The 22,916-nt window shown below is 68.4% G+C and carries 18 protein-coding genes and 1 pseudogene; 12 read left to right on the forward strand and 7 right to left on the reverse strand.

Annotated elements, in window-relative coordinates:
* Positions 1 to 255 precede the first annotated feature (255 nt).
* The 3 genes and pseudogenes from CA234_RS24970 to CA234_RS14660 form a co-directional block, all read right to left on the reverse strand.
* Positions 256 to 1,644, reverse strand: a pseudogene (locus CA234_RS24970) (chemotaxis protein CheB); the annotation flags it as partial.
* Positions 1,641 to 2,198 carry a PAS domain-containing protein gene (locus tag CA234_RS14655; protein WP_126002046.1) on the reverse strand — a complete coding sequence of 186 codons (558 nt, stop codon included), beginning with the start codon at positions 2,196 to 2,198 and terminating at the stop codon, positions 1,641 to 1,643. The gene CA234_RS14655 and the pseudogene CA234_RS24970, both read right to left, overlap by 4 nt.
* Before the next feature lie 136 nt (positions 2,199 to 2,334).
* Positions 2,335 to 4,230 carry an NPCBM/NEW2 domain-containing protein gene (locus CA234_RS14660; RefSeq protein ID WP_125975181.1) on the reverse strand — a complete coding sequence of 632 codons (1,896 nt, stop codon included), beginning with the start codon at positions 4,228 to 4,230 and terminating at the stop codon, positions 2,335 to 2,337.
* Between the two features lie 115 nt (positions 4,231 to 4,345).
* Here CA234_RS14660 and CA234_RS14665 point away from each other — a divergent pair, with 115 nt between their 5' ends.
* Complete coding sequence (locus CA234_RS14665) at positions 4,346 to 5,872, forward strand: tryptophan halogenase family protein (protein ID WP_125975177.1); 1,527 nt, start codon at positions 4,346 to 4,348, stop codon at positions 5,870 to 5,872.
* Here the strand turns inward: CA234_RS14665 and CA234_RS14670 are convergent.
* On the reverse strand, positions 5,869 to 7,233 hold the full coding sequence (locus tag CA234_RS14670) for a cation:proton antiporter (protein WP_126002047.1): 1,365 nt from the start codon (positions 7,231 to 7,233) through the stop codon (positions 5,869 to 5,871). The two genes, CA234_RS14665 and CA234_RS14670, sit on opposite strands and share 4 nt — an antisense overlap.
* 187 nt (positions 7,234 to 7,420) lie before the next feature.
* Here CA234_RS14670 and CA234_RS14675 point away from each other — a divergent pair, with 187 nt between their 5' ends.
* The 6 genes from CA234_RS14675 to CA234_RS14700 all read left to right on the forward strand — a co-directional run bounded on the left by CA234_RS14675 (position 7,421) and on the right by CA234_RS14700 (position 11,606).
* The gene (locus tag CA234_RS14675; protein ID WP_241213522.1) at positions 7,421 to 7,642 is read left to right on the forward strand and encodes a type II toxin-antitoxin system Phd/YefM family antitoxin; all 222 of its coding nucleotides are present in this window, start codon (positions 7,421 to 7,423) and stop codon (positions 7,640 to 7,642) included.
* Positions 7,643 to 8,131 (forward strand): PIN domain-containing protein, encoded by a 489-nt coding sequence (locus CA234_RS14680; RefSeq protein ID WP_125975169.1) that lies wholly within the window; start codon positions 7,643 to 7,645, stop codon positions 8,129 to 8,131.
* A 52-nt stretch (positions 8,132 to 8,183) separates the two neighbouring features.
* The gene (locus CA234_RS14685; RefSeq protein WP_125975167.1) at positions 8,184 to 8,432 is read left to right on the forward strand and encodes a glutaredoxin domain-containing protein; all 249 of its coding nucleotides are present in this window, start codon (positions 8,184 to 8,186) and stop codon (positions 8,430 to 8,432) included.
* A gap of 94 nt (positions 8,433 to 8,526) precedes the next feature.
* Positions 8,527 to 8,967 carry a hypothetical protein gene (locus CA234_RS24975; RefSeq protein WP_241213523.1) on the forward strand — a complete coding sequence of 147 codons (441 nt, stop codon included), beginning with the start codon at positions 8,527 to 8,529 and terminating at the stop codon, positions 8,965 to 8,967.
* A gap of 255 nt (positions 8,968 to 9,222) precedes the next feature.
* Entirely contained in the window at positions 9,223 to 10,485 is a 1,263-nt protein-coding gene (locus CA234_RS14695) for an MFS transporter (protein WP_241213524.1), read from the forward strand.
* Positions 10,482 to 11,606, forward strand: a complete 1,125-nt coding sequence (locus CA234_RS14700) for a glycoside hydrolase family 68 protein (protein ID WP_125975159.1) — start codon at positions 10,482 to 10,484, stop codon at positions 11,604 to 11,606. Before CA234_RS14695 ends, CA234_RS14700 begins: the two co-directional genes overlap by 4 nt.
* Here CA234_RS14700 and CA234_RS14705 read toward each other — a convergent pair.
* Positions 11,603 to 12,628 carry a LacI family DNA-binding transcriptional regulator gene (locus CA234_RS14705; RefSeq protein WP_206431204.1) on the reverse strand — a complete coding sequence of 342 codons (1,026 nt, stop codon included), beginning with the start codon at positions 12,626 to 12,628 and terminating at the stop codon, positions 11,603 to 11,605. The two genes, CA234_RS14700 and CA234_RS14705, sit on opposite strands and share 4 nt — an antisense overlap.
* Before the next feature lie 148 nt (positions 12,629 to 12,776).
* Between CA234_RS14705 and CA234_RS14710 the strand changes: the two genes are divergently transcribed.
* Positions 12,777 to 15,269, forward strand: a complete 2,493-nt coding sequence (locus CA234_RS14710) for a TonB-dependent receptor (RefSeq protein WP_241213525.1) — start codon at positions 12,777 to 12,779, stop codon at positions 15,267 to 15,269.
* A gap of 45 nt (positions 15,270 to 15,314) precedes the next feature.
* On the opposite strand, the gene CA234_RS14715 is transcribed toward CA234_RS14710, so the two are convergent.
* Positions 15,315 to 17,384, reverse strand: coding sequence for a M13-type metalloendopeptidase (locus tag CA234_RS14715; RefSeq protein ID WP_126002048.1), 2,070 nt, complete (start codon positions 17,382 to 17,384; stop codon positions 15,315 to 15,317).
* Between the two features lie 146 nt (positions 17,385 to 17,530).
* Between CA234_RS14715 and CA234_RS14720 the strand changes: the two genes are divergently transcribed.
* Positions 17,531 to 17,920 (forward strand): nuclear transport factor 2 family protein, encoded by a 390-nt coding sequence (locus tag CA234_RS14720; RefSeq protein WP_125975274.1) that lies wholly within the window; start codon positions 17,531 to 17,533, stop codon positions 17,918 to 17,920.
* Positions 17,921 to 17,924: 4 nt separating this feature from the next.
* On the opposite strand, the gene CA234_RS14725 is transcribed toward CA234_RS14720, so the two are convergent.
* Positions 17,925 to 18,869: an NAD-dependent epimerase/dehydratase family protein gene (locus tag CA234_RS14725; protein ID WP_125975151.1), complete on the reverse strand. Its 945-nt coding sequence runs from the start codon at positions 18,867 to 18,869 to the stop codon at positions 17,925 to 17,927.
* A gap of 89 nt (positions 18,870 to 18,958) precedes the next feature.
* Here CA234_RS14725 and CA234_RS14730 point away from each other — a divergent pair, with 89 nt between their 5' ends.
* The 3 genes from CA234_RS14730 (at position 18,959) to CA234_RS14735 (ending at position 22,608) form a co-directional block, all read left to right on the forward strand.
* Positions 18,959 to 19,849 carry a LysR family transcriptional regulator gene (locus CA234_RS14730; RefSeq protein ID WP_125975148.1) on the forward strand — a complete coding sequence of 297 codons (891 nt, stop codon included), beginning with the start codon at positions 18,959 to 18,961 and terminating at the stop codon, positions 19,847 to 19,849.
* A 79-nt stretch (positions 19,850 to 19,928) separates the two neighbouring features.
* Positions 19,929 to 20,090 (forward strand): hypothetical protein, encoded by a 162-nt coding sequence (locus CA234_RS24385; RefSeq protein WP_164521825.1) that lies wholly within the window; start codon positions 19,929 to 19,931, stop codon positions 20,088 to 20,090.
* A 106-nt stretch (positions 20,091 to 20,196) separates the two neighbouring features.
* On the forward strand, positions 20,197 to 22,608 hold the full coding sequence (locus CA234_RS14735) for a TonB-dependent receptor (protein WP_125975146.1): 2,412 nt from the start codon (positions 20,197 to 20,199) through the stop codon (positions 22,606 to 22,608).
* Positions 22,609 to 22,916 lie beyond the last annotated feature (308 nt).

A 22,916-nucleotide genomic window follows, 5' to 3' on the forward strand; every position in this document is an offset into this window, starting at 1 on the left:
GACGGGAAAGTCGAAATAGCGGCCCAGCCGGCCATAGGCGGCGATGATCACGCCTTCCTGATCGAGCACCAGGCTGGCGGGCGCATAGCGATCGACCAGCCGGCGGACCGCTGCGGTCTCCTCGGCGCCGACCCGGCCGGACTGGCGCTCGTGGCGGTCCTCGCGCGGGCTTCGGGCGCGCGAACTGCCGGGCAGGTCGATCGGGTAATTGGGGGCGCCCGGCGAGCGCTGGAAGATGCGCGCCTGGCCGTCGATCGCCGGGAACAGATGCTCGAACCGGCCGATCGTCTCCGAGGGGCCGAGGAACAGATAGCCCTCGGGCCGGATCGCGTAGTGGAGCAGCGGCATCACCGATTGCTGCAGGCGATCGTCGAAATAGATCAGCAGGTTGCGGCACGAGACCAGGTCGATCCGCGAAAATGGCGGGTCCTTGACCAGGCTGTGGTTGGAAAAGCGGATCATGTCGCGGATCTACGGCACGATCTGGAAGCGCTCGGCATGCGGCAGCGTGTAGCGTTCGCGCAGGGGCGGCGGCAGGTCGACCAGCGCGGAAGCGGGATAGACGCCGTTGCGCGCGATCTGCAGCATCTGCTCGTCGATATCGGTCGCGAAGATCTGCACGCCGGTGGAGGGCAGCGCGAGCTTGCGCGCCGCCTCGGCGAACAGCATCGCGATGCTATAGGCTTCCTCGCCCGAGGAGCAGCCGGGGATCCATACGCGGATGTCCTCGTCGCTGGTCCAGCTGCGCATCAGCGGTTCGATCACCTGGGTACGGAGGCGATCGAACAGGTCGGCGTCGCGGAAGAAGCGGGTGACGTTGATCAGCAGGTCGCGGAACAGCGCCTCGCATTCGTCGGCATCGGACTTGGCGCGGGCGAGATAGGCGCGGCCGCTGGTGATGCCGAGCACGTGCATCCGCCGCTCGATCCGCCGCACGAGCGTGGTGCGCTTGTAGCCCGAGAAATCATGGCCGACGGCGGTGCGGAGCACCTTGCACAGTTCGTCGACATGGTCGGCGACCAGCGAGGCCTCTTCCTTTTGTTCCTCGCCGCCGCTGCGGTGGAAGAAGGCGTGAAGGCAGTCGAGCATCTGGCCCGGCGCCTTGACGAAATCGACCAGTCCGGTGCCCACCGCCGAAAGCGGCATGCCGTCATAGCGGGCGCTCTCTGGCTCCTGCACCAGGCAGACCCCGCCATGTTCCTTCACCGCGCGCAGCCCGATCGTGCCGTCGGCGCCGGTGCCCGAGAGGATCACGCAGGCGGCATTGCCCTGCTGGTCGGCGGCGAGCGACAGGAAGAAATCGTCGATCGGGCGACGCAACCCGCGGGGCTGGGCGAAATCGGTCAGCTCGAGCTTGCCGCCGCGGATCGCCAAGCCATGGCCCGGCGGGATGATATAGACCTTGTCCGCCTCGATCTGCTCGCCGCCCTCGCACTGGAGCACTTCGAGGCTGGTCTGGCGGTCGAGCAGCTGCGCCAGCATGCTTTCATGGTTGGGATCGAGATGCTGGACGATCACGAACGCCATGCCGGTCGGCGCGCGGGCGGGCGCGAGCATCTCGCGCAGTGCCTCCAGCCCGCCGGCGGACGCGCCGATGCCGACGATCGGCAGCGTGGTGGTCTTGGCGTCGAACGGCGCGTTCACAGATAGCTGCTCGTGTCGAGGTCGGAGAGCGTCATCTTCGCCTGGGCGATCGTCGCGGCGGTGTTGGCGATGGTGATCAGCGTGCCTTCCACCGCAATGCCGCTCTCCGCCACGACGGGCGCCAGCCGCGCAATCGTTTGCCCGAGCGCATTGTCATAGTCTGCCAGCCGTTCGGGCTGGGTGCGGCTGACGTCGAACTGCGAAGCGAAGATGTAGCGCACCTCGCCGGTCAGCGCGCGCAGCTTCGACATGTAGAGCAGGTTGACGAACGGCGTGCCATCCTTGCGGAAGTTGAGGATCGCGGTGCGAACGCTGGTCTGCGCGTCATCGTCGAGAAAGGCATGGATGCGGGTGCGCGCTTCCCGGTTGTCACTGTTCCCCTGGAGGAAGCGACAATTCTTTCCGGCGATTTCGTTCGAGGCATAGCCGGTCAGGTCGCGGAACCGCTTGTTGGTGAGCAGCAGCGGATGGTCGCCGGCCGCCTCGCCGAGCGAAAGGGCGACGGGCGAGCTCTCGAAATAGTCGCGGAGCGCGGAGGGGAGTTGCGGGGTCATGCCTGCTAGAGCCTTGATAGGGAAGCAGAACGACCTGTCCCGTTAACTGATCCAGGATAGGCGCGATTCGACTGCGGAACAACCCGCGTTGCATCGGTGCTCTCGACCTAGCTATTTGATTTCGCGAGCGTTCCGGTCAACGTCGGAACGCGGCGTCGCCCCATACGATCGGCAGTCGCTCGTTCGTCGCACCCGTAGAGCGCGCCACCAGCTCGACCAGCTTCACGCCCGCTACGTTGACGGTCAGTGGCTTGGCGGGCGCGCCACGGCGCACCGGAGCGGAGGTGGCGAGCAGGCGGCGGTCGCCATAAATTTGGAAGGTAACGGCGTGCGTCGCATCGGCCGCCGAATCGTCGACGCCCACCGAGACGATGAGCTGGCGATAGCCGGCATTGCGCACCTCCAGCCGGGAATTGGCGAGTACGCCAAGCCCCGCGGTGAAGTGCTTGCCCGCAACGGTCAGCTCGCGCCCATAGGGGGTCGAGTCCGCCTGCGCGCCGCCCCAGCCGGAATAGAGCGGCCGCTGCCCTGCGCCGCGCGTACCGCTCCAGGAGACGACCGCGCGGTGGATCGTGGGATCGGCCATCGGCGCGGTGACGCCGTCGACCGCCGGGTTCACGCTTCCGGGCATTTCGGACAGGTACAGCCCGTCGGCCAGCAGCCGCGGGCCCTTGGCGCGGAATACCAGCGTCTCGTGCGGCGCGAGCTTGAACTTGGTTTCCTTGCTGAAGCTGGAGGTCTTGCCGGTCCAAAGATCGGTCAGCGCGATCGCCGCATCGTCACGCAGCTTGAGGTGCTGGGCGGTGAGGATCGCGTCGGTCGGCGCGGCGCTGCGGTTGAACAGCGCCACCGCCTTGTCGCCGCCCGCCAGCGTCTTGACGAGGATCTGGAAGTCGTCGCTGTCGAAGGCGAGCACCGCCTGGTTGCCGGCGGGATCCTGGTCGATCGCGATCAGCGCGGCATTGCCGAAAATGTCCATCAGCGACTGCGGCGTGGTGCGCAGGTCGGCGCCGATCAGCAGCGGGGCGGAGACCATCGCCCACAGCGCGAAGTGCGACCGCGCCTCGACGAGGTGGTCGGCATCGAACTCGCCCTTGCCGATGAACAGCATGTCGGGGTCGTTCCACGAGCCCGGATGCGCGTAGAGCGGGCGCCGCGCCGCGGTGTCGAAATTGGTGAGCAGGCGGGTCCAATGGGGCGTGATGTCGTCGCTGGTCCGCGAGATGTTGCCGACATCCTTGGCCCAGCTCCGCACGTCCGCCGACCCCCAGATGCACAGCGAGAGGAGATAGTCCTGGTCCGGATCGGCGCGGACCAGCGCGGCCTTCACCTGCGCGAACATTGCCCGCACCGCCGGGATGTTCGAGCGGTTGACGCTGTCGAGGTCGAGGATCGGGGCGAGCGCGCGGTAGCGTCCGGCGCGGACCAGCGGGCTGTCTTCGCCGTACGCGCGCAGGCCGCAGCCGTCGATCTTGATATAGTCGAAGCCCCATTCGCCGAAATAGAGCGCGATATCCTGGTCGATATGGCCGTAGAGCCCGACCTCGCGCTCGAGCACGCTGCCGCGCGGCAGCTGGGGCTCGTTGGGACCATAGGCCTGGGCGCAGGTGTTGCGACCGAGATCGGTGTAGATGCCGGCCTTGAGCCCCATCGCGTGCAGGCGATCGGTGAACGGCTTGAACGAAGTGGCGCCGTCGGCGGTGCGGGCGGAGGGGAATTTGTCCGCGCGGACCAGCATTCGGCCGTCTGCGCGGCGATGGTCCCACCAGCCCTCGTCGAGATTGACGTAGCGATAACCCTTGGCGGCAAGCCCCGTGTCGACGATCTTCTGGGCCGAAGCGAGCACCTTCTCCTCGTCGACATCGGTCGCGAAGGCGTTCCAGCTGTTCCAGCCCATCGGCGGCGTTTGGGCGCGGCCATCGGTGTTGGCGGACCAGCGGCCGGTCGGCGCGAGGGGATCGCGCGGGGCGGCCTGCAGGCTCGCGGATGCCAGCAGCAGCGCCGAAATGCCCGCCAACGTCTTGATCGCCATGCCGCTTCTCCCCTCGTTTATTTGTCCGACTAACCGGAGCCGCGGGGGCGAGGCAAATGCTTTCGGCCGGTCTACGACCATTGCCGGGTCCGTCGCCGCGCCCTAGCGTGGGACCATGAACCCCATGCGGCGGATCCTGATCCTGGGCGGCGGCACCGCGGGCTGGCTCACCGCCGCCTATCTCGCTCGCTATCTCGACATCGCGCAGCAACGGCGCTTCGCGATTACGCTGCTCGAATCCCCCGCGTTGGGAATCGTCGGGGTGGGGGAGGGGGGCTTCCCGACCATCCGCGAGACGCTGCAGTTTCTCGGCATCGACGAGCGCAGCTTCGTCCGGCGGGCGAGCGCCACCTTCAAGCAGGGCATCCGCTTCGACGACTGGCTGCACGCGCCCCGGCCCGACGGCAGCCGCCACCAGTTCCTCCATCCGTTCGAGGCGCCGTTCCACACCGAAGGCGCGGGGCTGGTGCCATATTGGCTGCTCCAGCCCGAAGCGCGCCGCGCCCCCTTCGCCGAGGCGATGACGATCCAGAACCGCGTCGCTGCGCACGGGCGGGCGCCGAAGCGGGCGGAAGAGGCGGGGTTCGGCGGGCCGCTGACCTATGCCTATCATTTCGACGCGGTGCGGCTGGCGCAATTGCTCCGCGACCGGGCGATCGAACTGGGGGTGACGCATCTGGAGGGGGAAGTCTTCTCCGCCCATGCCGATGCCGAAGGCGCGATCGACCGGATCGAGACGCGCGAGCATGGCAGCCTCACCGCCGACCTTTACATCGATTGCTCTGGGTTCGAGGCGGCGCTGATCGGCAAGGCGCTGGGCGCGCCCTTCACCTCGGTGCGCCACCAGCTGTTCACCGACCGTGCGCTCGCCTGCAAGCTGCCCGATGCTGATCCCGAGGCGCCGATCGCGACCACCACCGTCGCCGCCGCGCACGAAGGCGGCTGGACCTGGGACATCGGGCTGCAGCATGCGCGGGGTATCGGCTGCGTCTATTCCTCGGCGCATCTGAGCGATGATCGCGCTGCGGAGTTGCTCGACGCGCACCTCGGCGGTGCAGCGCACGAGGCGCGGCTGATCCGGTTCGAGCCCGGCTATCGCCGCACGCCCTGGGTCAAGAACTGCGTCGCGGTGGGGCTGTCGGGCGGGTTCCTCGAGCCGCTGGAGGCGACCGGCGTGGTGCTGATCGAAGCCGCCGCGGCGATGATCGCCGAGCTGTTCCCGCATGCCGGCCCGGTCGATGCGCCGGCGGCGCGGTTCAACGCGCTGATGACGGCGCGCTACGAGCGGATCGTCGACTTCCTCAAGCTCCACTATTGCCTAAGCCGGCGCGACGAGCCCTTCTGGCGCGACAATCGCGATCCCGCCACGATCCCGGACACGCTGCAGGCGCTGCTCGACCAGTGGCGCCACCGCCCGCCGAGCCGGTTCGACTTCCTGCTCGACGTCGAGAGCTTCGCCTTCTTCAACTATCAGTACATCCTCTACGGGATGGACTTCCGCACCGACCTGTCCGGCGCGCGCGACGGCTTCCCCCATGGCGAAGCCGCCGCGCGCCAGTTCGCCCGCATCCGCGGCTTCGGCGAGCAGGCGGTGGCGGATCTGCCCGCGCATCGCGAGTTGATCCGCCAGCTGGCCGGCTAGACCGTCGCCAGCTGGCCGTCGATCGCGTCCAGCTCGCCGCTCACCCGCGCCTTGCGGCCATAGACCGCCTCGAACAGCGGGGTGGCCATCACGGTGGTGATGATCGCCATCAGCACCAGCATCGCGAAAAGTGTCGGGCCGATGATCCCCTTTTGCAGGCCGATATTGATGATGATCAGCTCCATCAGCCCGCGCGAGTTCATCAGCGCGCCGATGCCGAGCGCGGTGCGATTGTCCTCGCCGGCGATCCGTGCCGCCGCCCAGCAGGCGCCGAACTTGGCGAGCACCGACACCGCCAGGATGCCCAGCGCGATCAGCAGCAGCGACGGCGAGTTGACCATGTCCATCCGGGTGTTGAGCCCCGAATAGGTGAAGAACATCGGCAGCAGCAGCACCACCGCGAGCGGTTCCACCTTGCGCTTGAGCTCGTCGACGAAAGCCCCGCGCGGCATGCACACCCCCATCAGGAAGCCGCCGAAGATCGCGTGGATTCCGATCGCGTCCATGACGAAGGCCGACAGGCAGAACAGCATCATCGTGACCGCGAGCACCGGGCTGCTCATCTCGCCGCGCGCCGCGACGATGCGGCCGAGCGGGGCGAGCAGGCGGCGGCCGAAGAGCAGCATGAAGCCGGTGTAGAGCACCGCCCCGCCGATCGCGAGCACCGCCACACCGGGGCCCGCGCCGAAGGTCGCCAGCACCAGCGCCAGCACGCACCAGGAGGCGGCGTCGTCGAACGCGCCAGCCGTCAGCGACAATGTGCCGAGCGCCGAATTGGCGAGGCCGCGCTCGTTGATGATCCGGGCAAGCATCGGGAAGGCGGTCAGCGCGATGCAGGCCCCTATGAACAGCGTTGCATTGGCCTGGCTGATACCGGGCGTGAACAGCCCCGGCACGGTAACCAGATAGGGCGTGATCAACGCCGCGAGCAGGAAGGGGGCGGCGATGCCCGCGGCCGAGACGCCGGCCGCGCTCTTCGCCTTGGATTGGAAATGATCGAGCCGCAGCGTCAGCCCGACCATGAACATGTAGAGCCCGACGCCGAGCTGCGCGCCGGCATAGAGAACGTTGCGTGTTTCCCTTGGGAAAATCGCCAGCTGCAGATCGGGTGCGACCAGCCCGAGCAGCGACGGCCCGAGCACCACGCCCGCGATCATCTCGCCGACCACCTGGGGCTGCTTGAGGAACTTCTGCCCGGCCCAGCCGACCACCCGGCAAGCGAGCAGGATGATCGCCAGCTGCAGGAAGAAATGGATGCTGAAGTCGCCGGGCGCGTAGCTCTTCGCGGCGTGTACCGCCGGGCCGTGCGGGTTGAGGACGTCGGTCAGCGCATGCCAGGCGCCGGTCAGCAGCTCGTTCATTCGATCAGATCCCCTCGTGCGCCCGGCATCTGCTGTGTCGGCGCGAGACCTTAGGAACCCTGCTCGACGGCTTTCGGCAAGAGCCGCTGGCAAGGTGTAGTGCGTTTTTCGGGTGCCGCCCCGCCGGGTGTTGCCGAGGCTCCACAAGGTAGGTACGTACCTACGCCAGGGATCCGCCTGGAGGCGCATGATGAAGGTGGTCAGCAGCCGCGAATTCAACCAGGACGTGAGCGCGGCGAAGCGATTCGCCCGCACCGAGCCGGTCTTCATCACCGATCGCGGCAAGCCCACCCATGTGCTGATGAGCATCGCCAGCTTCCGTGCCTTTACCGGCGAGCGCGAGAGCATCGTCGACGCACTGGCGGCGGTCGAGCCGTTCGAGGTCGATCCGCACCCCGGGCGCTGGTGAATGTATCTGCTCGACACCGCCGTCCTGCTCGACCTGCGCAAGGCGCGCGCCGGTGGCGCGGACCCGCGGCTGACCGCCTGGGCGGGCGGCGTGCCGCGCGAGCAGCTGTTCGTCTCCGTGCTGGCGCTGGCCGAGATCGAGGCGCAGGCGGCAACGGCGCCCCGCGGCGAAGGGGCGGGTGCGCTCCGGCGCTGGATCGAGGACCAGCTCGTCCCCGCGTTCGGCGCGCATCTGCTGCCGGTCGACCTCGCGGTGGCGCGGCGGCGGGGGCAGGTGGCGCTGGCCAGCGACCGCGATGCGCTGGTCGCCGCCACCGCGCTCGAACATGCGCTGACGCTGGTGACCTATGACGCCGCCGCCTATCGCGGCGTGCGGCTCAAACTGTTCGATCCGCGCCGCTACGATCCCGACGAAGCGGTGGACGACTGGCGCGCTGCGGCGGCGCGCAGCGGCCCGGTCTGGTTCCGCAATCTCTTCCTGCGCAGCTGACGCGCTGCAACCGGCGCGTCGTCCAAGCATTTGTCCGCCAAGGAGAAACGCCATGGCCGACGACAAGCACGCGACCCTCTACCGCATGGTCCTGCCCGACCATGTCTGTCCGTTCGGCGTCCGCGCCCGCGAACTGCTGCTCGAGCGCGGCTACGACATCGACGACCGGGTGCTGCGCACCCGCGACGAGGTCGAAGCGGTGAAGGACGAGTTCGGCGTCGCCACCACCCCGGTGATCTTCCTCGGCGAGGAGCGGTTCGACGGAGCCGACGCGCTCGCACACGCACTGGCCCGTCGCTGACCGCACCACCGGCCCCTCGATCGCGTCGAGCAGGATGGGGATCACGCGCTGCCCGCTCGGTCCATCGGCCAGGCACCGTGGACGAGAAGGGTCGTTGACGAAGAAACGGGAAGCGCTTCGGATTGCCCTATCCGGCGGTTTCCTGGCGGCTCTGCCCGCGCACTCGGCTCGTCGCGTCCGCGTTACCCTCTCGGAACAAAACGCCGCGTCGTTGATTTTCGCTGCCAACGATTTTCAACTGTACCAACGTAAAAGGGTAATGAAGATGAAGAAGATTCTCGTGCTCGGCGCCGCTGCCGGCCTGATCGCTCTCTCGGCGTGCAACAACACCCCGCGCGAGCAGGCGGCCGACAACATCGAAGCGAACGCCGAAGCGCGCGCCGACAACATTGATGCGATGGCCAGCAACGCCACCACCGATGCGGCCGAGGACAATCTGCAGAACCAGGCCGATGCCGTGCGCGCCCAGGGCGATGCCAAGGCCGAAGACATGCGCACCCACGACGCGGACACCAACCTGCACAACGGGATGTAATCCCGGGGGATATTGTCCCCCGGCCCGGGTTCCCGCCGTTCCCACGCAGGCGGCGGGCCCTAGCGAAGGGCGCTCGCAATCGCGGGCGCCCTTTTGCGTTTCCGACGATTTGCTCCATTTCAATTGCAAACGATTGTTGCCGCGCATCGCGAAACGTTCCATAAAGGAAGGATAGAACAGACGGGCCCGGGGAGGGGCGCGACGATGAACCCTGCCAGCGCGAAGCCGCGCCTATCGCTATGGCGAATCCTGGAAATGAACCTTGGCTTTCTGGGCCTGCAGTTCAGTTTCGGGCTGCAGCAGGGCAACATGGCGCCGATCTATTCCTATCTCGGCGCATCCGAAGCCTCGCTGCCGTTGCTCCAGCTGGCGGGCCCGATGACCGGGCTGCTCGTCCAGCCGATCATCGGCGCGATGAGCGATCGCACCGACAGCCGCTGGGGCCGCCGCACGCCCTATTTCCTCGTCGGCGCGGTGCTGTGCTCGGCGGGGCTGTTCTGGATGCCGCTGAGCAGCTCGATCGTGATGGCGGTGTCGCTGCTCTGGCTGCTCGACGCCGGCAACAACATCACGATGGAGCCCTATCGCGCCTATGTGTCCGATCGGCTCGATCCCAGCCAGCACGGGCTCGGCTTCCTCACCCAGAGTGCGTTCACCGGCCTGGCGCAGATGCTCGCCTTCCTCACCCCGTCGCTCCTCGTCTGGGCGGGGATGAGCCAGGACTGGGTCGATGCGCACCACATTCCCTATACCGCGCGCGTGGCGTTCATGGTCGGGGCGGTGCTGGCGCTCGGCACGATCCTCTGGTCGGTACTGCGCGTCCCCGAATTGCCGCTGACCCCGGCCGAGCGCGCCCATATCGCCGCCCAGCCCAAGTCGCTGGGCGCGACGCTTGCCGAGATCGGCAGCGCGATCCGCGACATGCCGCCGGCAATGCGCAAGCTCGCGCTGATGAGCCTGTTCCAATGGTATGCGATGATGGCGTACTGGACCTATGTGATCCTCGCCATTGCGCGCTCGGTCTACGGCACGGCGGACTCGACCGCGCCGGGCTTTCGCGCCGCGGTGCTGACCAATGGCGAGATCGCCGCCTTCTACAACGCCGTCGCCTTCGTCGCCGCCTTCGCGATGGTGCCGATCGCGCGGCGGATCGGCGCGGCGCGGCTCCACGCCGCCTGCTTGGTCTGCGCCGGGATCGGCATGCTCTCGCTGCCGCAGGTACAGGACAAGGCGCTGCTGTTCGTCCCCGCGATCGGCCTGGGGCTGGGCTGGGCGAGCATGATGGGCAATCCGTACGTGATCCTCGCCGGATCGATCCCGCCCGAGCGGACCGGGGTCTATATGGGCATTTTCAACATGATGATCGTCATTCCGATGCTGTTGTTCTCCGTCACCCTGCCGCTTTTCTACGAGCCGCTGCTCGGCGGCGACGCGCGCAACGTGCTGCGCCTGTGCGGGCTGCTGCTGTTCTGCGCCGCGCTTGCCGTGTGGACCGTGCGTGAGCGCAAAGTCGCATGAGCGCGACGGCGGAATGGACGCGCGCGGCGGTCGCCGGGATTGCGACGCAAGCGGGGGCGGCGCTGCCGCTGCTAGCGCCGGGCGGGGAATCGCCGGCGCCGGGCATGGACCTGTGGGACATGTGGCCGATCGCCGATGCCGAGGGCCGCACCGTGCTGCGCGGCGGGCGCAGCTGGTGGTTCTTCCTCGCCGCGCCCCGGCTCGACGATCCCGAGGGTCGGCACGACGTTGCCCGCATCCGGCTGACCAGCCATGGCGACGATGGCTGGCGTGACCATGGCGATGCCTTTCCGGACGGCTTCACGCCCGGTTCGCGCGAATGGTCCGGCTCGGCGGTACTGGCGGCGGACGGGGTCACGCTGACCCACTATTTCACCGCTGCCGGGCGCCGCGGCGCGGCCACCACCTATGAGCAGCGCTTGTTCGTCAGCCAGGGTCGGTTCGTTCTGGACGGCGACACCCCTCGGGTTGAAGATTGGGGTGCGCCGCAGGAGATCGTCGCTGCCGATGGTGTGCTGTACACCGTCGCCAACGAGACGGTCGCCCCCGCGCACGGCATCCAGGGGTTTCGCGATCCCGGCTATTTCCGCGATTCCGCGGACGGCGCGGACTATGTGCTGTTCACCGCCAACGCCGCGTCGAGCGACGCCCAGGTCAACGGCGTGATCGGTGTCGCGCGCCGCGACGGTGAGGGCTGGCGTCTGCAAGCGCCCTTGCTCTCGGCGATCGACGTCAACAGCGAGCTCGAGCGGCCGCATATCGTCGTCCGCGACGGCCTCTACTATCTGTTCTGGAGCACCCAGGCGCGCCGCTTCGCCGAGGGTATCGCTGCGCCGACGGGCTTGTACGCAATGGTCGCCGAAGGAATGGCGGGGCCGTGGCGCCCGGTGAACGGCACCGGCCTGGTCGCCGGCAATCCGCCCGCGGCGCCGACCCAGGCCTATTGCTGGTGGGTGACGGGGGAGGGCGCGGTGCTCAGCTTCGTCGATTATCCGGGGGTCGGGCCTGCCGATGCCGCGTTGCTCGCCGATCCCGTCCAGCGCCGCCGCATCTTCGGCGGCGTACCGGCACCGTTCTTCCGCCTCGCCTTTGCCGGCGACCGCGTGATGATCGCCCCTTAAGCCGAGTCCCGCACCACCAGTTCGGGCGCCATCACCAGCGACGGTGCATCCTGCCCGGCGATCCGCGCGAACAGCCGCTCGACCATCGCACGGGCGCCTCTCGCGATGTCCTGCCGCACCGTGGTCAGCCGCGGCACCGTCTGCAGCCCGAGCGGCAGGTCGTCATAGCCGATCACCGGCACGTCGCTGGGCACCGCCATGCCCTGGTCGGCGAGCACGCGCAGCGTCGTCATCGCGATCATGTCCGATCCGGCGGCGATGCCGTCGATCCGGTCGAGATGGCGGGTGAGGTGCGCGGCGATCTCGCGCTCCATCGTCTCGGAGGCGAGGTGCGTGTCGAGCTGGATCGGCGCGGGCAGCCCGGCCGCGGCAGCGGCGGCGGACACGCCCTCGAAGCGCGCGCGGATCTCGGGCGCGCGCAGTTCGCCGAGAAAGGCGATCCGCCGCACGCCGCGCGCGATCAGATGCTCGGCGGCGATCCGCCCGCCGGTCACATTCTCGGTGCCGACGGCGCAATGCACCTGCCCGGGCAGGTTGCTGCCCCAGGCGACCAGCGGGCGATAGCGCAGCGCGACGCGCTCGATCGCCGCCATCTGGTCCGACTGGCCGATCAGCAGCACGCCGTCGAGCATGCCCGAATCGACGATCCGCTCCAGCCAGTCCGCGGCATCGGGGATCACGCGCGACAGCATCACGTCATAGCCATTCTCGGTCAGCGCGTCGGCGAGATGCCCGAGGATGGTCATGAAAAACGGGTCGGAGAGATGCTGGCGGCGCTCATGGCCCAGCGGCACGACGACACCAACGACGCCGGTCTTCTGCGTGCGCAGCCGCCGCGCCATCTGGTTTACCCGGAAGTCGTTCGCGGCGGCGAGCGCCTGGATGCGTTCCCGCGTCTCGGCATTGACCAGGCTGCTGCCCGCCAGCGCACGCGACACGGTGCCCGTCGAAACCCCTGCGAGGCGGGCGATATCGGCGAGCGTGCGGGCCGGCCGATCGGAAGGCGGTGCGTCTTGGCTCACCCGGCAAGGTGTGGCCGGATTGGCGGGAAACCGCAAGATCGCGCCGCTCCGGATAAATACGGGGCTTGTTGCAATCGATTGCAATGGGAGATATACCGATATGTGAAGGGCTCCCACCAAGGAGAGCTCGGATCAGGGAGAGAGGCTCATGGCCATGTCTGTGCGCGCCAACCAATTTCGCCGGCTGCTGCTGATCGGTAGCATGCTGGCCGCCCCCAGCGTCCCCGCCTTCGCGCAGGAAACGACGCCGCCGCAGGAAGCGGAAGCAGAGAATTATACCGAAATCGTCGTGACCGCCGTGGCGCGCGGGCGGGACCGGCTCGACACCGCGATCTCGACCAGCTCGCTCAAGGCCGACGACATCCAGAAGGCGGCCCCGCGCTCCGTGGCGGAGATCTTCCGCAGCCTGCCGGGTATCCGCTCCGAAAGCTCGGGCGGCGAGGGCAATGCCAATATCTCGATCCGCGGCCTGCCGATCGCCTCGGGCGGCGCCAAGTTCCTGCAGCTGCAGGAAGACGGGCTGCCGGTGCTCGAATTCGGCGACATCACCTTCGGTAACGCAGACATCTTCCTGCGCGCCGACCTCAATCTGGCCCAGGTGGAATCGATCCGCGGCGGCTCGGCCTCGACCTTCGCGTCGAATTCGCCCGGCGGCGTGATCAACATGATCTCGAAGACCGGCGACACCGAGGGCGGCGCGGTGCAGGCGAGCACGGGCCTCGACTATAAGGACTATCGGCTCGACTTCGACTATGGCGCCAAGCTGAGCGATACCCTGCGCTTCCACATGGGCGGCTTCTACCGCCAGGGCACCGGCCCGCGCCGCATCGGCTATGACGGCAACAAGGGCGGCCAGTTCAAGTTCAACGTCACCAAGGATTTCGAAGGCGGCCATATCCGCCTCTACGGCAAGTTCCTCGACGACCGGGCGGTCGGCTACCTGCCGATGCCGGTGCGGGTGACCGGCACCAACGCCAACCCGAGCTACCAGGACCTGCCCAATTTCCGCGCCAACCGAGACCAGCTGCTGACCCCCAATTTCACCCGCAACGTGACGCTGGACGGCAACAACAATCTGGTGACCGACGACGTCCGCGATGGCCAGCATCCGCTGGTCAAGTCGATCGGCTTCGAGGCCGAGACGACGCTGGCTGGTTGGACCGTCACCGATCGCTTCCGCTATTCGGACATTTCGGGCCGGTTCATCGCGAACTTCCCGGCTTCGGTGGACAGCGCCAGCGCGATCGCCACCGCGATGGGCGGTCCGGGCGCGACCCTATCCTATGCCAGCGGTCCGAACGCGGGCCAGGCGATCACCAACCTTGCCGGGCTCAACGGCAACGGGCTGCTCGCGCAGATCGTGGTATTCGACACCAAGCTCAACAGCCTCGACAACATCACCAACGACCTGCGCGCGAGCCGGGCGTTCGACCTCGGCACCGGCAAGCTCACCGCGACGGCGGGCTTCTACAAGTCGCGCCAGACGATCGACACCGACTGGCTGTGGACCTCGATCCTCACCGACGTGCGGGGGAACGGCGATGCGGCGCTGGTCAATGTCCGCCGCGCAGGTGGGACGGCGGTCACCCAGGACGGGTTCTACGGCTACAGCGCCGCCTATTTCGGCGGGTGCTGCCGGCGCAGCTACAATGCCGACTACAACGTCAACGCGCCCTTCGCCTCGCTCAACTATCAGGTCGGCAAGGTCTCGATCGGCGGCAGCGTGCGCTATGATTTCGGCGACGCGAGCGGCTCGATCGCCGGCGCAGATCTCGGCGGCGGGCGGGTCGGCACCACCAGCCGCGACATCAATGGCGACGGCGTGATCTCCGATGCCGAGACGCGGGTCGCGGTGATCCCGCTGACCAGCCCCGCACCGGTCAACTACAGCTATAATTACTGGAGCTATTCGGCAGGCATCAACTATCGCTTCGTCGACTATATGTCCGTCTTCGCGCGCTACAGCCGCGGCGGCCGCGCCAATGCCGACCGCCTGTTGTTCGGCCCGGCGGTGAGCACCACCGACGGCCATCTGGTGAGCTCGGCGGCGGCGGTCGACTTCGTCAACCAGGCCGAACTCGGCGTGAAATATCGCGAAGGCCCGCTGACGCTCAACCTCACCGGCTTCTGGGCACGAACCGAGGAGCAGAATTACGAGGCGACGCGCCAGGTGTTCATCGACCGCACCTATCGCGCCTATGGCCTCGAGTTCGACGGTGCGGTGCGGCGGGGGCCGTTCAGCCTGACCGCGGGCGCGACCTGGACCCACTCGCGGATCGTCGCGGATGCGCTCAACCCCGCTTCGGTCGGAAACACGCCCCGTCGCCAGGCCAACCTGATCTTCCAGGCGACGCCGCAGGTGGAGCTGGGCCGCGCCTCGATCGGCGCCAATGTGATCGGCACGACGAGCAGCTATGCGCAGGACAACAACCAGCTCAAGCTGCCGGGCTATACCCAGGTCAACGCCTTCGCCCAGTTCCGGCCGATCCCGAAGCTGCTGGTATCGCTGAACGCCAACAACCTGTTCAACGTCCGCGGCTTCACCGAGGCGGAGGAAGGCGCGATCCCGGCAAACGGCATCGTCCGCGCGCGCTCGATCAACGGCCGCACGATCAGCACCTCGGTGCGGATCGACTTCTGAACGAGGCGGCTGGGGCCGGAGGTTCGCACCACCGGCCCCTTTTGCTTACCAGATCCGCACACGATCCGCGGGCGCGACATATTGCTTCTGGCTGGGATCGATGTTCCACGCCGCATACCAGGCATCGACGTTGCGCAGCGGGTTCACCGCGCGGATCTGCCCCGGCGAGTGCGGGTCGCTGACCAGCTGCTGGCGCAGTGCTTCGTTGCGGAACAGGGTGCGCCACACCTGGCCCCAGCCGAGGAAGAAGCGCTGGTCGCCGGTGAAGCCGTCGAGCACCGGCGCCGGCTTGCCGCCGAGCGAGGCGTGATAAGCGTCGAGCGCGATCAGCACGCCGCCCAGATCGCCGATATTCTCGCCCATCGAGGCGCGGCCGTTGATGTGCAGGCCGGGCAGCCCCTCGAAGCTATAGGCCTCGTACTGGGCGCCCAGCCGCACCGCCTGCGCCTCGAACTTGGTCGCGTCCTCGGCGGTCCACCAGTCGCGCAGCACGCCGTTGCCGTCGGACTTGCGGCCCTGATCGTCGAAGCCGTGGCTGATCTCGTGGCCGATCACCCCGCCGATGCCGCCATAATTGACCGCGTCGTCGGCCTTGGGATCGAAGAAGGGCGGCTGCAGGATCGCGGCGGGGAACACGATCTCGTTCTTGACCGAGTTGTAGTAGGCATTGACCGTCTGCGGCGTCATGCCCCACTCGGCCTTGTCGACCGGGCCGCCGAGCCGGTTGCGGCGATAGTCCCATTCGAACTTGCCGGCGCGCTCGGCATTGCCGACCAGGTCACCGGGGCGGACCTCCAGCGCCGTGTAATCGCGCCACTTGCTCGGATAGCCGACCTTGACGGTGAAGCCCTGCAGCTTGGCGAGCGCCTGTTCCTTGGTCGCCGGGCTCATCCAGGCGAGGTTCTTGATCCGGCCGGCTAGTGCCACGCGGAGATTGCCGACCAGCACGTCCATCTTCGCCTTGCTCTCGGGCGGGAAGTAGAGCGCGACATAATCGCGTCCGACGCCTTCGCCGATCGCCCGCTCGGTGAAGGAGACCGCGCGCTTCCAGCGCTCGCGCTCCTTGGGCTGGCCGTTGAGGAAGCGCGAACGGAAGTCGAACTGCGCATCGGCAAAGCGCTTCGAGAGCAGCGGCGACATGTCGTCGGCGATGCGGAAGGCCTGCCAGGCCTTGAGCGTCTCCAGGTCCGTGTCGGCGAAGACCTGCGCGATCTTGGGCACCGCGCTGTTCTGCGCGACGATCACCCGGCTCGCCTTGGTGAGCCCGGCCGCCTGCCAGAACGGATCCCAGGCGAAGCCCGGCGCCTGCGCCTTGAGCTCGGCGACGGTCACCGGGTTGTAGGTCTTGTCGCGGTCGCGGCTCTGCGCGCGGGTCCAGTGCGCCTCGGCGATGCGCGTCTCCATCGCGACGACCTTGTCGGCGGCGGCCGCCGCGTCGGGCCAGCCCGCCATGCCGAGCAGCTGCGCGACATATTGGCGGTAGCGCGCGACTTGCGGTGCGAACTTGGGATCGAGATAGAGGTCGCGGTCGCCCAGGCCCAGGCCGCCCTGGCGCAGGTACAGCGCGTACGTGTCGGGCTGCTTGGCGTCGTCGCTCACGCCGACGCCGAAGAAGCTGGCGCCGAACCCGCCCATCGACGCGCCCATCTGCGCGGCGAGCGCCGCCTTGGTCGCCGCCGCCTTGACCGGCGCAAGGCGCTGGGTGAGCGGCTGGGCATCGAGCTTCTCGATCGCCGCTTCGTCCATATAGCCGCGGTAGAGCGTCGCGGCCTTGCGGCGATCGGGATTGGCGGTGTCGGTGGGGCTATAGCCTTCGATCAGGCCGCGCAGCCGCATCTCGGACAGGTCGCGCAGCACGATGAACGCGCCGAAGGAGGAGCGATCCTCGGGGATCTTGGTGCGATCGGCCCAGGCGCCGTTGACGAAGCGGTACCAGTCGTCGCCCGGCTTCACGCTGCGATCCATGCCCGACAGGTCAAAGCCCCAGCTGCCATAGCGGGTCGCCTCGGCGCTCGGCGCGGCGGGGGCAGTCTGTTGCGGCTTGCGGCTGAGCGCGGGGGCGGCGAGCGCCGCGATCGACAGGGTAGAGGCCAGGAGGACGTGCTTAAGCGCCAAGGAAAGTCTCCAAATCAGTCGGTTAGGCCGACAATCAAGCCTAGTCTACACGGTGGCGGGCGGCTGACAATCCGTCGCGGGAAATTGGCGGTTGCGCGCAGGGGCCTGGCTTGCCGATTGCGCAGCGGGCGGTAGAGCAGGCGGCGATGCAGACCTCGCCCGAACTCGCCATCCGCATGGCCCGCGCCGCCTTCAACCGCGCGCTGGCAGCGGCCGATCTCGCCGCGATCGGCCCGCTACTCGCGCCCGAGGTGGTGCTGGTCGCCGGCACCGACAGCGCGGTGATTCAAGGACGCAAGGCGCAGCTGCAAGCCTGGAAGCGCGAGTTCGCTGCCCGCGAGCGGAGCGTCTACAGCCGGATCCCGGAGACGGTGCTCGTCTCGCCCGTCGTTCCGATCGCGTTCGAACATGGCCAGTGGCAGGGTGTGTCGGCGGCGGACGGGGCGGTGCAGGCCAGCGGCAGCTACACCGCCAAGTGGCGCGAGATCGGCGGCGCCTGGGTGATCGAGGCCGAACTGTACCTCACGCTCGGCTGATCGCTCAGCGGCAGCCGAGGCCGGTCAGCGTCGCCGCTACCGCGTCGACCAACGGCGTCCGCGGCTCGGCGCCGAGCGCCGCGACCAGTCGCGCGTTGCGGAGCCGGATCGGCTGCTGCCAGAGATAGCGCATCTCCATCAGCTCGCGCGGGGTGGTCATGGCGAGCGCGGCGAGACGGAGCTGCCACCAGGGCAGGGGGCGGATCGGCACCGCTGGATCGCCGAGCACCCGCGCGATCGTCTCCGCCATCTGCCGCCCGTCCGCATCCCATTGCCCGTCCATGTGGAAGCGGGCGAAGGCGGGGAGCGCGGGCTGGTCGAGCAGTTGCGCCATCGTCTCTGCGACGTCGGGCAGATAGGCCCATTGATGGCCGACACCGCGCTTGCCCGGCGTGCGGATCACGCGGGGGCGGGCGCCCGGGGTCACCATCGCCTGGCCGAACCAGTTGTTCGAGGCACCTGGCCCGAAATAATCGCCGGCGCGGACGATCAGCGCCTTGGCGGGTCCCTGCTCGGCGGCGCGGCGCAGCCGTTCCTCGAGCGCGACGCGGATCGCGCCCTTGCGGGTTCGCGGGTGCTGCGGCGCGTCCTCGTCGATCGCCGGAAAGGCATCCGGGCCATAATTGTAGACGGTGCCCGGCAGCACGATCCGCGCGCCGGTCGCCTGTGCGGCGGCGATGCTGTTGTCGATCATCGGCAGCACCAGACCGGACCAGTTGCGATAGCCGGGCGGGTTCACCGCATGGACGATCACCGCCGCGCCTTGCGCCGCGGCCAGCACCGCAGCGGCCTCCATGGCGTCGCCGAGGATCTGCTCGCAGCCGTCGAGCAGCGGCGAGGGGCGGCGGGTCAGCGCCTTTACGTGCCAGCCGCCGCGGAGCAGTCGTTCGCGCATCGCGCCGCCGATGCCGCCGGTAGCGCCCAGGATCAGTGCCGTTCTCTTGGTCATGCTAGCCTCCATGTCTGGTGGAGGCTTTGTCGGGAATTTACCGCGAAACGAAAATTGCCGAAAGCCGGTTGTCTGCTATACGAGAATAGATGAACACCGAACCCAGCTGGGACGTCTATCGAAGCTTCGCCGCAGTGCTGCGCAGCGGGTCGCTCTCCGCCGCAGCCCGCGCGCTGGGCATGACCCAGCCGAGCATCGCCCGCCATATCGACGCGCTGGAGACGGCGATCGGCGGCAGCCTGTTCGTCCGCTCGCAACGCGGACTTTCGCCGACCGATCGGGCGCTGGCGCTCCAGCCCCATGCCGAGGCCCTGGTGGTCGCTGCCGCCGCGCTCCGGCGGACGGCGCAGGGACGTCCCGACCAGCCCGAGGGCGTGGTGCGGATCAGCGCCAGCCAGGCGGTGGGCGTGCTCCACCTGCCAGCTATCCTCGCGCGCCTGCGCCAGACCTATCCGGGCCTGGTCTTCGAGCTGTCGCTGTCCGATGCCGTGGACGACCTGCTCCAGCGCCGCGCCGACATCGCCGTACGAATGACCGAGCCGGTGCAGCAGGCGCTGGTGGCGCGGCCGGTCGGGTCGCTGCGGCTCGGCTTCCATGCCCATCGCGACTATCTCGCACGGCGGGGCACGCCCGCCGGCTTCGCCGATCTGCGTGCGCACGACCTGATCGGCTTCGATACCGAAACACCCTTCATCCGCGCGGCGATGCGCCATCTGCCCGGGTTCGACCGGTCCGCCTTCGCGCTGCGCGTGGACAATGACGCCGCGCAGTTCGAGGCGATCCGCGCCGGCTTCGGCATCGGTATCTGCCAGACCGTGGCGGCGCGGCGCGACCCGGCGCTGGTCCATATCCTCCAGGATGCATTCGATCTGCCGCTGCGGATGTGGGTGGTGATGCACGAGGACCTTCGCCACGGTGCCCGCTACCGCGCGGTGTTCGACGCGCTGGCCGAGGCGCTCGCCGCCATTGCCGAGCGCTGAGGAACGAAAGGCGCGCCGCATCGGTTGAAGCGGCTAACTTCGCCCCTGTGGGACGTGCCCTCGTCCCGGGAGACGCGCCATGCCCAGTTCCCGTTCCTTCTTCGAACGCCGTGCGCAGGAAGAGCGCGCCCGTGCCGCCTCGTGCGGCAACCCGGTCGTCGCCGCCGCCTTCCGCCGCCGGGCAGAGGCGTTCCAGCACCGCGCCAATGCACAGCGCGAGGACCTACTCGACCTGCGATAGCGCGCAGCGCACGCGGCGTTTCGGCCTCCCAATCTTTTCTTTCCTGCATTCCCAGCCGGAAGATGGGAAATCGGCCGTCGACAAGAAGTAGATCAAGGGGTTGACCATGCGCACCTTCCGCCACGCGCTGCTGTTCGCAGCCTCCACCGCCGCACTGGCCTCCGGCACTGCCCAGGCGCAGCAGGCCAGCGACGCGCCGGTGCAGGCGGACGCTGCCACCACTGGCGGCGGCGACGAGATCGTCGTCACCGGCACGCGCAGCCAGGGCCGCTCGCGGCTCGACACCGCCTCGCCGGTCGACGTGCTGAGCAGCGAGGCGCTGGGTCGCCAGGGCACCACCGAGCTGGGCGCCGCCGTCGCCGCAATCGCGCCGTCGATCGACTTCCCGCGCCCCTCCGCCACCGACGGCACCGACGCCATCCGCCCGGCGACGCTGCGCGGCCTCTCGCCCGACCAGGTGCTGGTGCTGGTCAACGGCGTGCGGGTGAACAGCTCGGCGCTGCTCAACATCAACGGCTCGGTCGGGCGCGGCTCGGCGGCGGTCGACCTCAACACCATCCCGACCGCGGCGCTGGAGCGGATCGAAGTGCTGCGCGACGGCGCCTCGGCGCAATATGGTTCGGATGCGATCGCCGGCGTGATCAACCTGCGGCTGCGCGAGGCCCGCTCGGGCGGTGCCGCCTCGGCCACCTATGGCATCTACCGCACCGACATCGACACGGCGCGCGGCAGCCGCTCGACCACCGGTGAGCCGGCCTTCACCGCGTCGGTGTGGCAGGGTTTCGGGCTAGGCGAGGACGGGTTCGTCACGGTCACCGGCGAATATGTGAACCGCCAGGCGACCAACCGCGCCGATTTCGACCCGCGTGTCACGCCCACCCGCGTCACGGGCCGCTTCGGCGATCCGCAGGTCGAGCAGTACACCGGCACGGTCAATGCCGGGAAGGGCATCGGTGGCGGCTGGAGCCTCTATGGCTGGGGCAGCTACCAGGACCGCGACACCCGCAGCGCCGCCTTCCCGCGGCTGGCGAGCGCCACCACCGCGCTGGCCGGCTATCCGGACGGGTTCCTGCCGATCATCAACACCAAGTCGACCAACGCGGTCGGCGCGGTGGGCGTGAAAGGTGATCTCGGCGACTGGGGCGTCGATCTCCATGCCGGCTATGGCCGCAACAAGATCGCCTATCGCACGCGCAACTCGGCCAACTATGCCTATGGCGCGGCGACGCCGAAGAATTTCTATGACGGCGCGCTGATCTTCGACCAGTGGGTGGCGGGGCTCGACGTGCGCCGCAAGTTCGACGTGCTGCAGTCGCTCAACCTGGCCTTCGGTGCCGAAGGGCGGCGCGAGGGCTACAAGATCACGCCGGGCGAGCCAGCCTCCTATGATGCGCCCGCCACCGGCGCGGTGGTCGGCGCGTCCCCGGGCGCGCAGGGCTTTGGCGGCTTCGCGCCGGTCAACGCGATCGAGCGCTCGCGGCGCAGCGTCTCGGGCTATCTCGACCTCGAGGCGCAGGTGACCCAGGCGTTCCTCGTCGACGTCGCGGTGCGCGGCGAGCATTATTCGGACTTCGGCGACACCGCCAACGGCAAGCTTTCGGCGCGCTACGACGTGGCGCCCTGGTTCGCGCTGCGCGGCACGGTCTCCACCGGCTTCCGCGCGCCGAGCCTGCAGCAGCAATATTTCACCTCGGTCGCGCAGGTCGTCCAGAACGGCACGCCGATCCTCACCGGCACCTTCCCCTCGACCGCGCCGGTGGCGGCGGCACTGGGCGGCAAGCCGCTCCAGCCGGAGAAGTCGACCAATTTCTCGGTCGGCACGGTGATCCGTGCGGGCGGCTTCGACCTCAGCGTCGACGCCTATGAGATCCGGCTGCGCGACCAGCTCGGCCTGTCCGAGAACATCCAGGCGAGCTTCAGCCCGCAGGTCGCGGCGATCCTCAACCCGTTCAACGTGCCGTCGGCGCGCTTCTTCATCAACGGCCTGCGCTCGCGCACCCGCGGCATCGATGCCGTCGCGCATTACCGGCTGGGCAACGCCGCCGATCCGGCGGGGTCGTTCGACTTCACGCTGGCGGGCAACGTCAACGAGATCGTGGTGACGCGCGTGCCGACCAACACCGCGACGGTGAACCCGGCGCCGGTGCTGTTCGCGCGCAGCCGCGTGCTGACGATCGAGCAGGGCACGCCGGGCGAGAAGGTGACCGGCACGATCGACTGGGCCAAGGGGCCGGTGGGGCTCACGCTGCGCGGCACCTATTATGGCGACGTCAACCAGCCGGGCACGACCCCTGCGGCGGACATCCATACCGGCCGGCACCTGATCAGCGACTTCGAGCTGCGCTTCCAGCCGCGCAAGGGCGCCCAGATCGCGCTGGGCGCGAGCAACCTGTTCGACGTCTATCCCGACCGGACGATCCCGGCGAACAACTCGACCGGCGTGGTGGGCTTTCCCTATTATTCGCCGTTCGGGTTCAACGGGCGCTATCTGTACGCGCGGCTCGGCGTGAACTGGTAAGGCCTGGGCAAGGGGGCGGGCGGCGATGTCCACCCGCACCCGGGCCCGGCGTTGATTTTACATAAGATGTATTATCGGCCCTCCTGGTGTGCAGGGTCTGTAAGCGCAACGTACAAATGTCACTCTTCCGCCAGATAGAGATGTCACAATCTCTGGTCGGCGCCTTCCGAGTGGCATGCCACCCGAGCAATTGGGGGCACGCTGATGACGGTGGTCGCGATGAGCCGGAGCGAGTTGTCACGGTACGAAACGCTGCAGCGCGTCGAGCGGGGCGAGATCACCGCAAGCGAGGCTGGCGAGCTGCTCAG

It is taken from the genome of Sphingomonas sp. ABOLE (assembly GCF_003950455.1).
GTDB classification, from domain to species: domain Bacteria; phylum Pseudomonadota; class Alphaproteobacteria; order Sphingomonadales; family Sphingomonadaceae; genus Sphingomonas; species Sphingomonas trueperi.

Bases quoted from the DNA above. Each gene is read 5' to 3' on its own strand.
- CA234_RS14710 (WP_241213525.1), top strand. From the start codon at position 12,777: ATGGCCATGTCTGTGCGCGCCAACCAATTTCGCCGGCTGCTGCTGATC.
- CA234_RS14725 (WP_125975151.1), bottom strand. From the start codon at position 18,869: ATGACCAAGAGAACGGCACTGATCCTGGGCGCTACCGGCGGCATCGGC.
- CA234_RS14665 (WP_125975177.1), top strand. From the start codon at position 4,346: ATGAACCCCATGCGGCGGATCCTGATCCTGGGCGGCGGCACCGCGGGC.
- CA234_RS14655 (WP_126002046.1), bottom strand. From the start codon at position 2,198: ATGACCCCGCAACTCCCCTCCGCGCTCCGCGACTATTTCGAGAGCTCG.
- CA234_RS14675 (WP_241213522.1), top strand. From the start codon at position 7,421: ATGATGAAGGTGGTCAGCAGCCGCGAATTCAACCAGGACGTGAGCGCG.
- CA234_RS14670 (WP_126002047.1), bottom strand. From the start codon at position 7,233: ATGAACGAGCTGCTGACCGGCGCCTGGCATGCGCTGACCGACGTCCTC.
- CA234_RS14720 (WP_125975274.1), top strand. From the start codon at position 17,531: ATGCAGACCTCGCCCGAACTCGCCATCCGCATGGCCCGCGCCGCCTTC.
- CA234_RS14685 (WP_125975167.1), top strand. From the start codon at position 8,184: ATGGCCGACGACAAGCACGCGACCCTCTACCGCATGGTCCTGCCCGAC.
- CA234_RS14730 (WP_125975148.1), top strand. From the start codon at position 18,959: ATGAACACCGAACCCAGCTGGGACGTCTATCGAAGCTTCGCCGCAGTG.
- CA234_RS14735 (WP_125975146.1), top strand. From the start codon at position 20,197: ATGCGCACCTTCCGCCACGCGCTGCTGTTCGCAGCCTCCACCGCCGCA.
- CA234_RS24385 (WP_164521825.1), top strand. From the start codon at position 19,929: ATGCCCAGTTCCCGTTCCTTCTTCGAACGCCGTGCGCAGGAAGAGCGC.
- CA234_RS14660 (WP_125975181.1), bottom strand. From the start codon at position 4,230: ATGGCGATCAAGACGTTGGCGGGCATTTCGGCGCTGCTGCTGGCATCC.
- CA234_RS14680 (WP_125975169.1), top strand. From the start codon at position 7,643: ATGTATCTGCTCGACACCGCCGTCCTGCTCGACCTGCGCAAGGCGCGC.
- CA234_RS14700 (WP_125975159.1), top strand. From the start codon at position 10,482: ATGAGCGCGACGGCGGAATGGACGCGCGCGGCGGTCGCCGGGATTGCG.
- CA234_RS14695 (WP_241213524.1), top strand. From the start codon at position 9,223: ATGAACCTTGGCTTTCTGGGCCTGCAGTTCAGTTTCGGGCTGCAGCAG.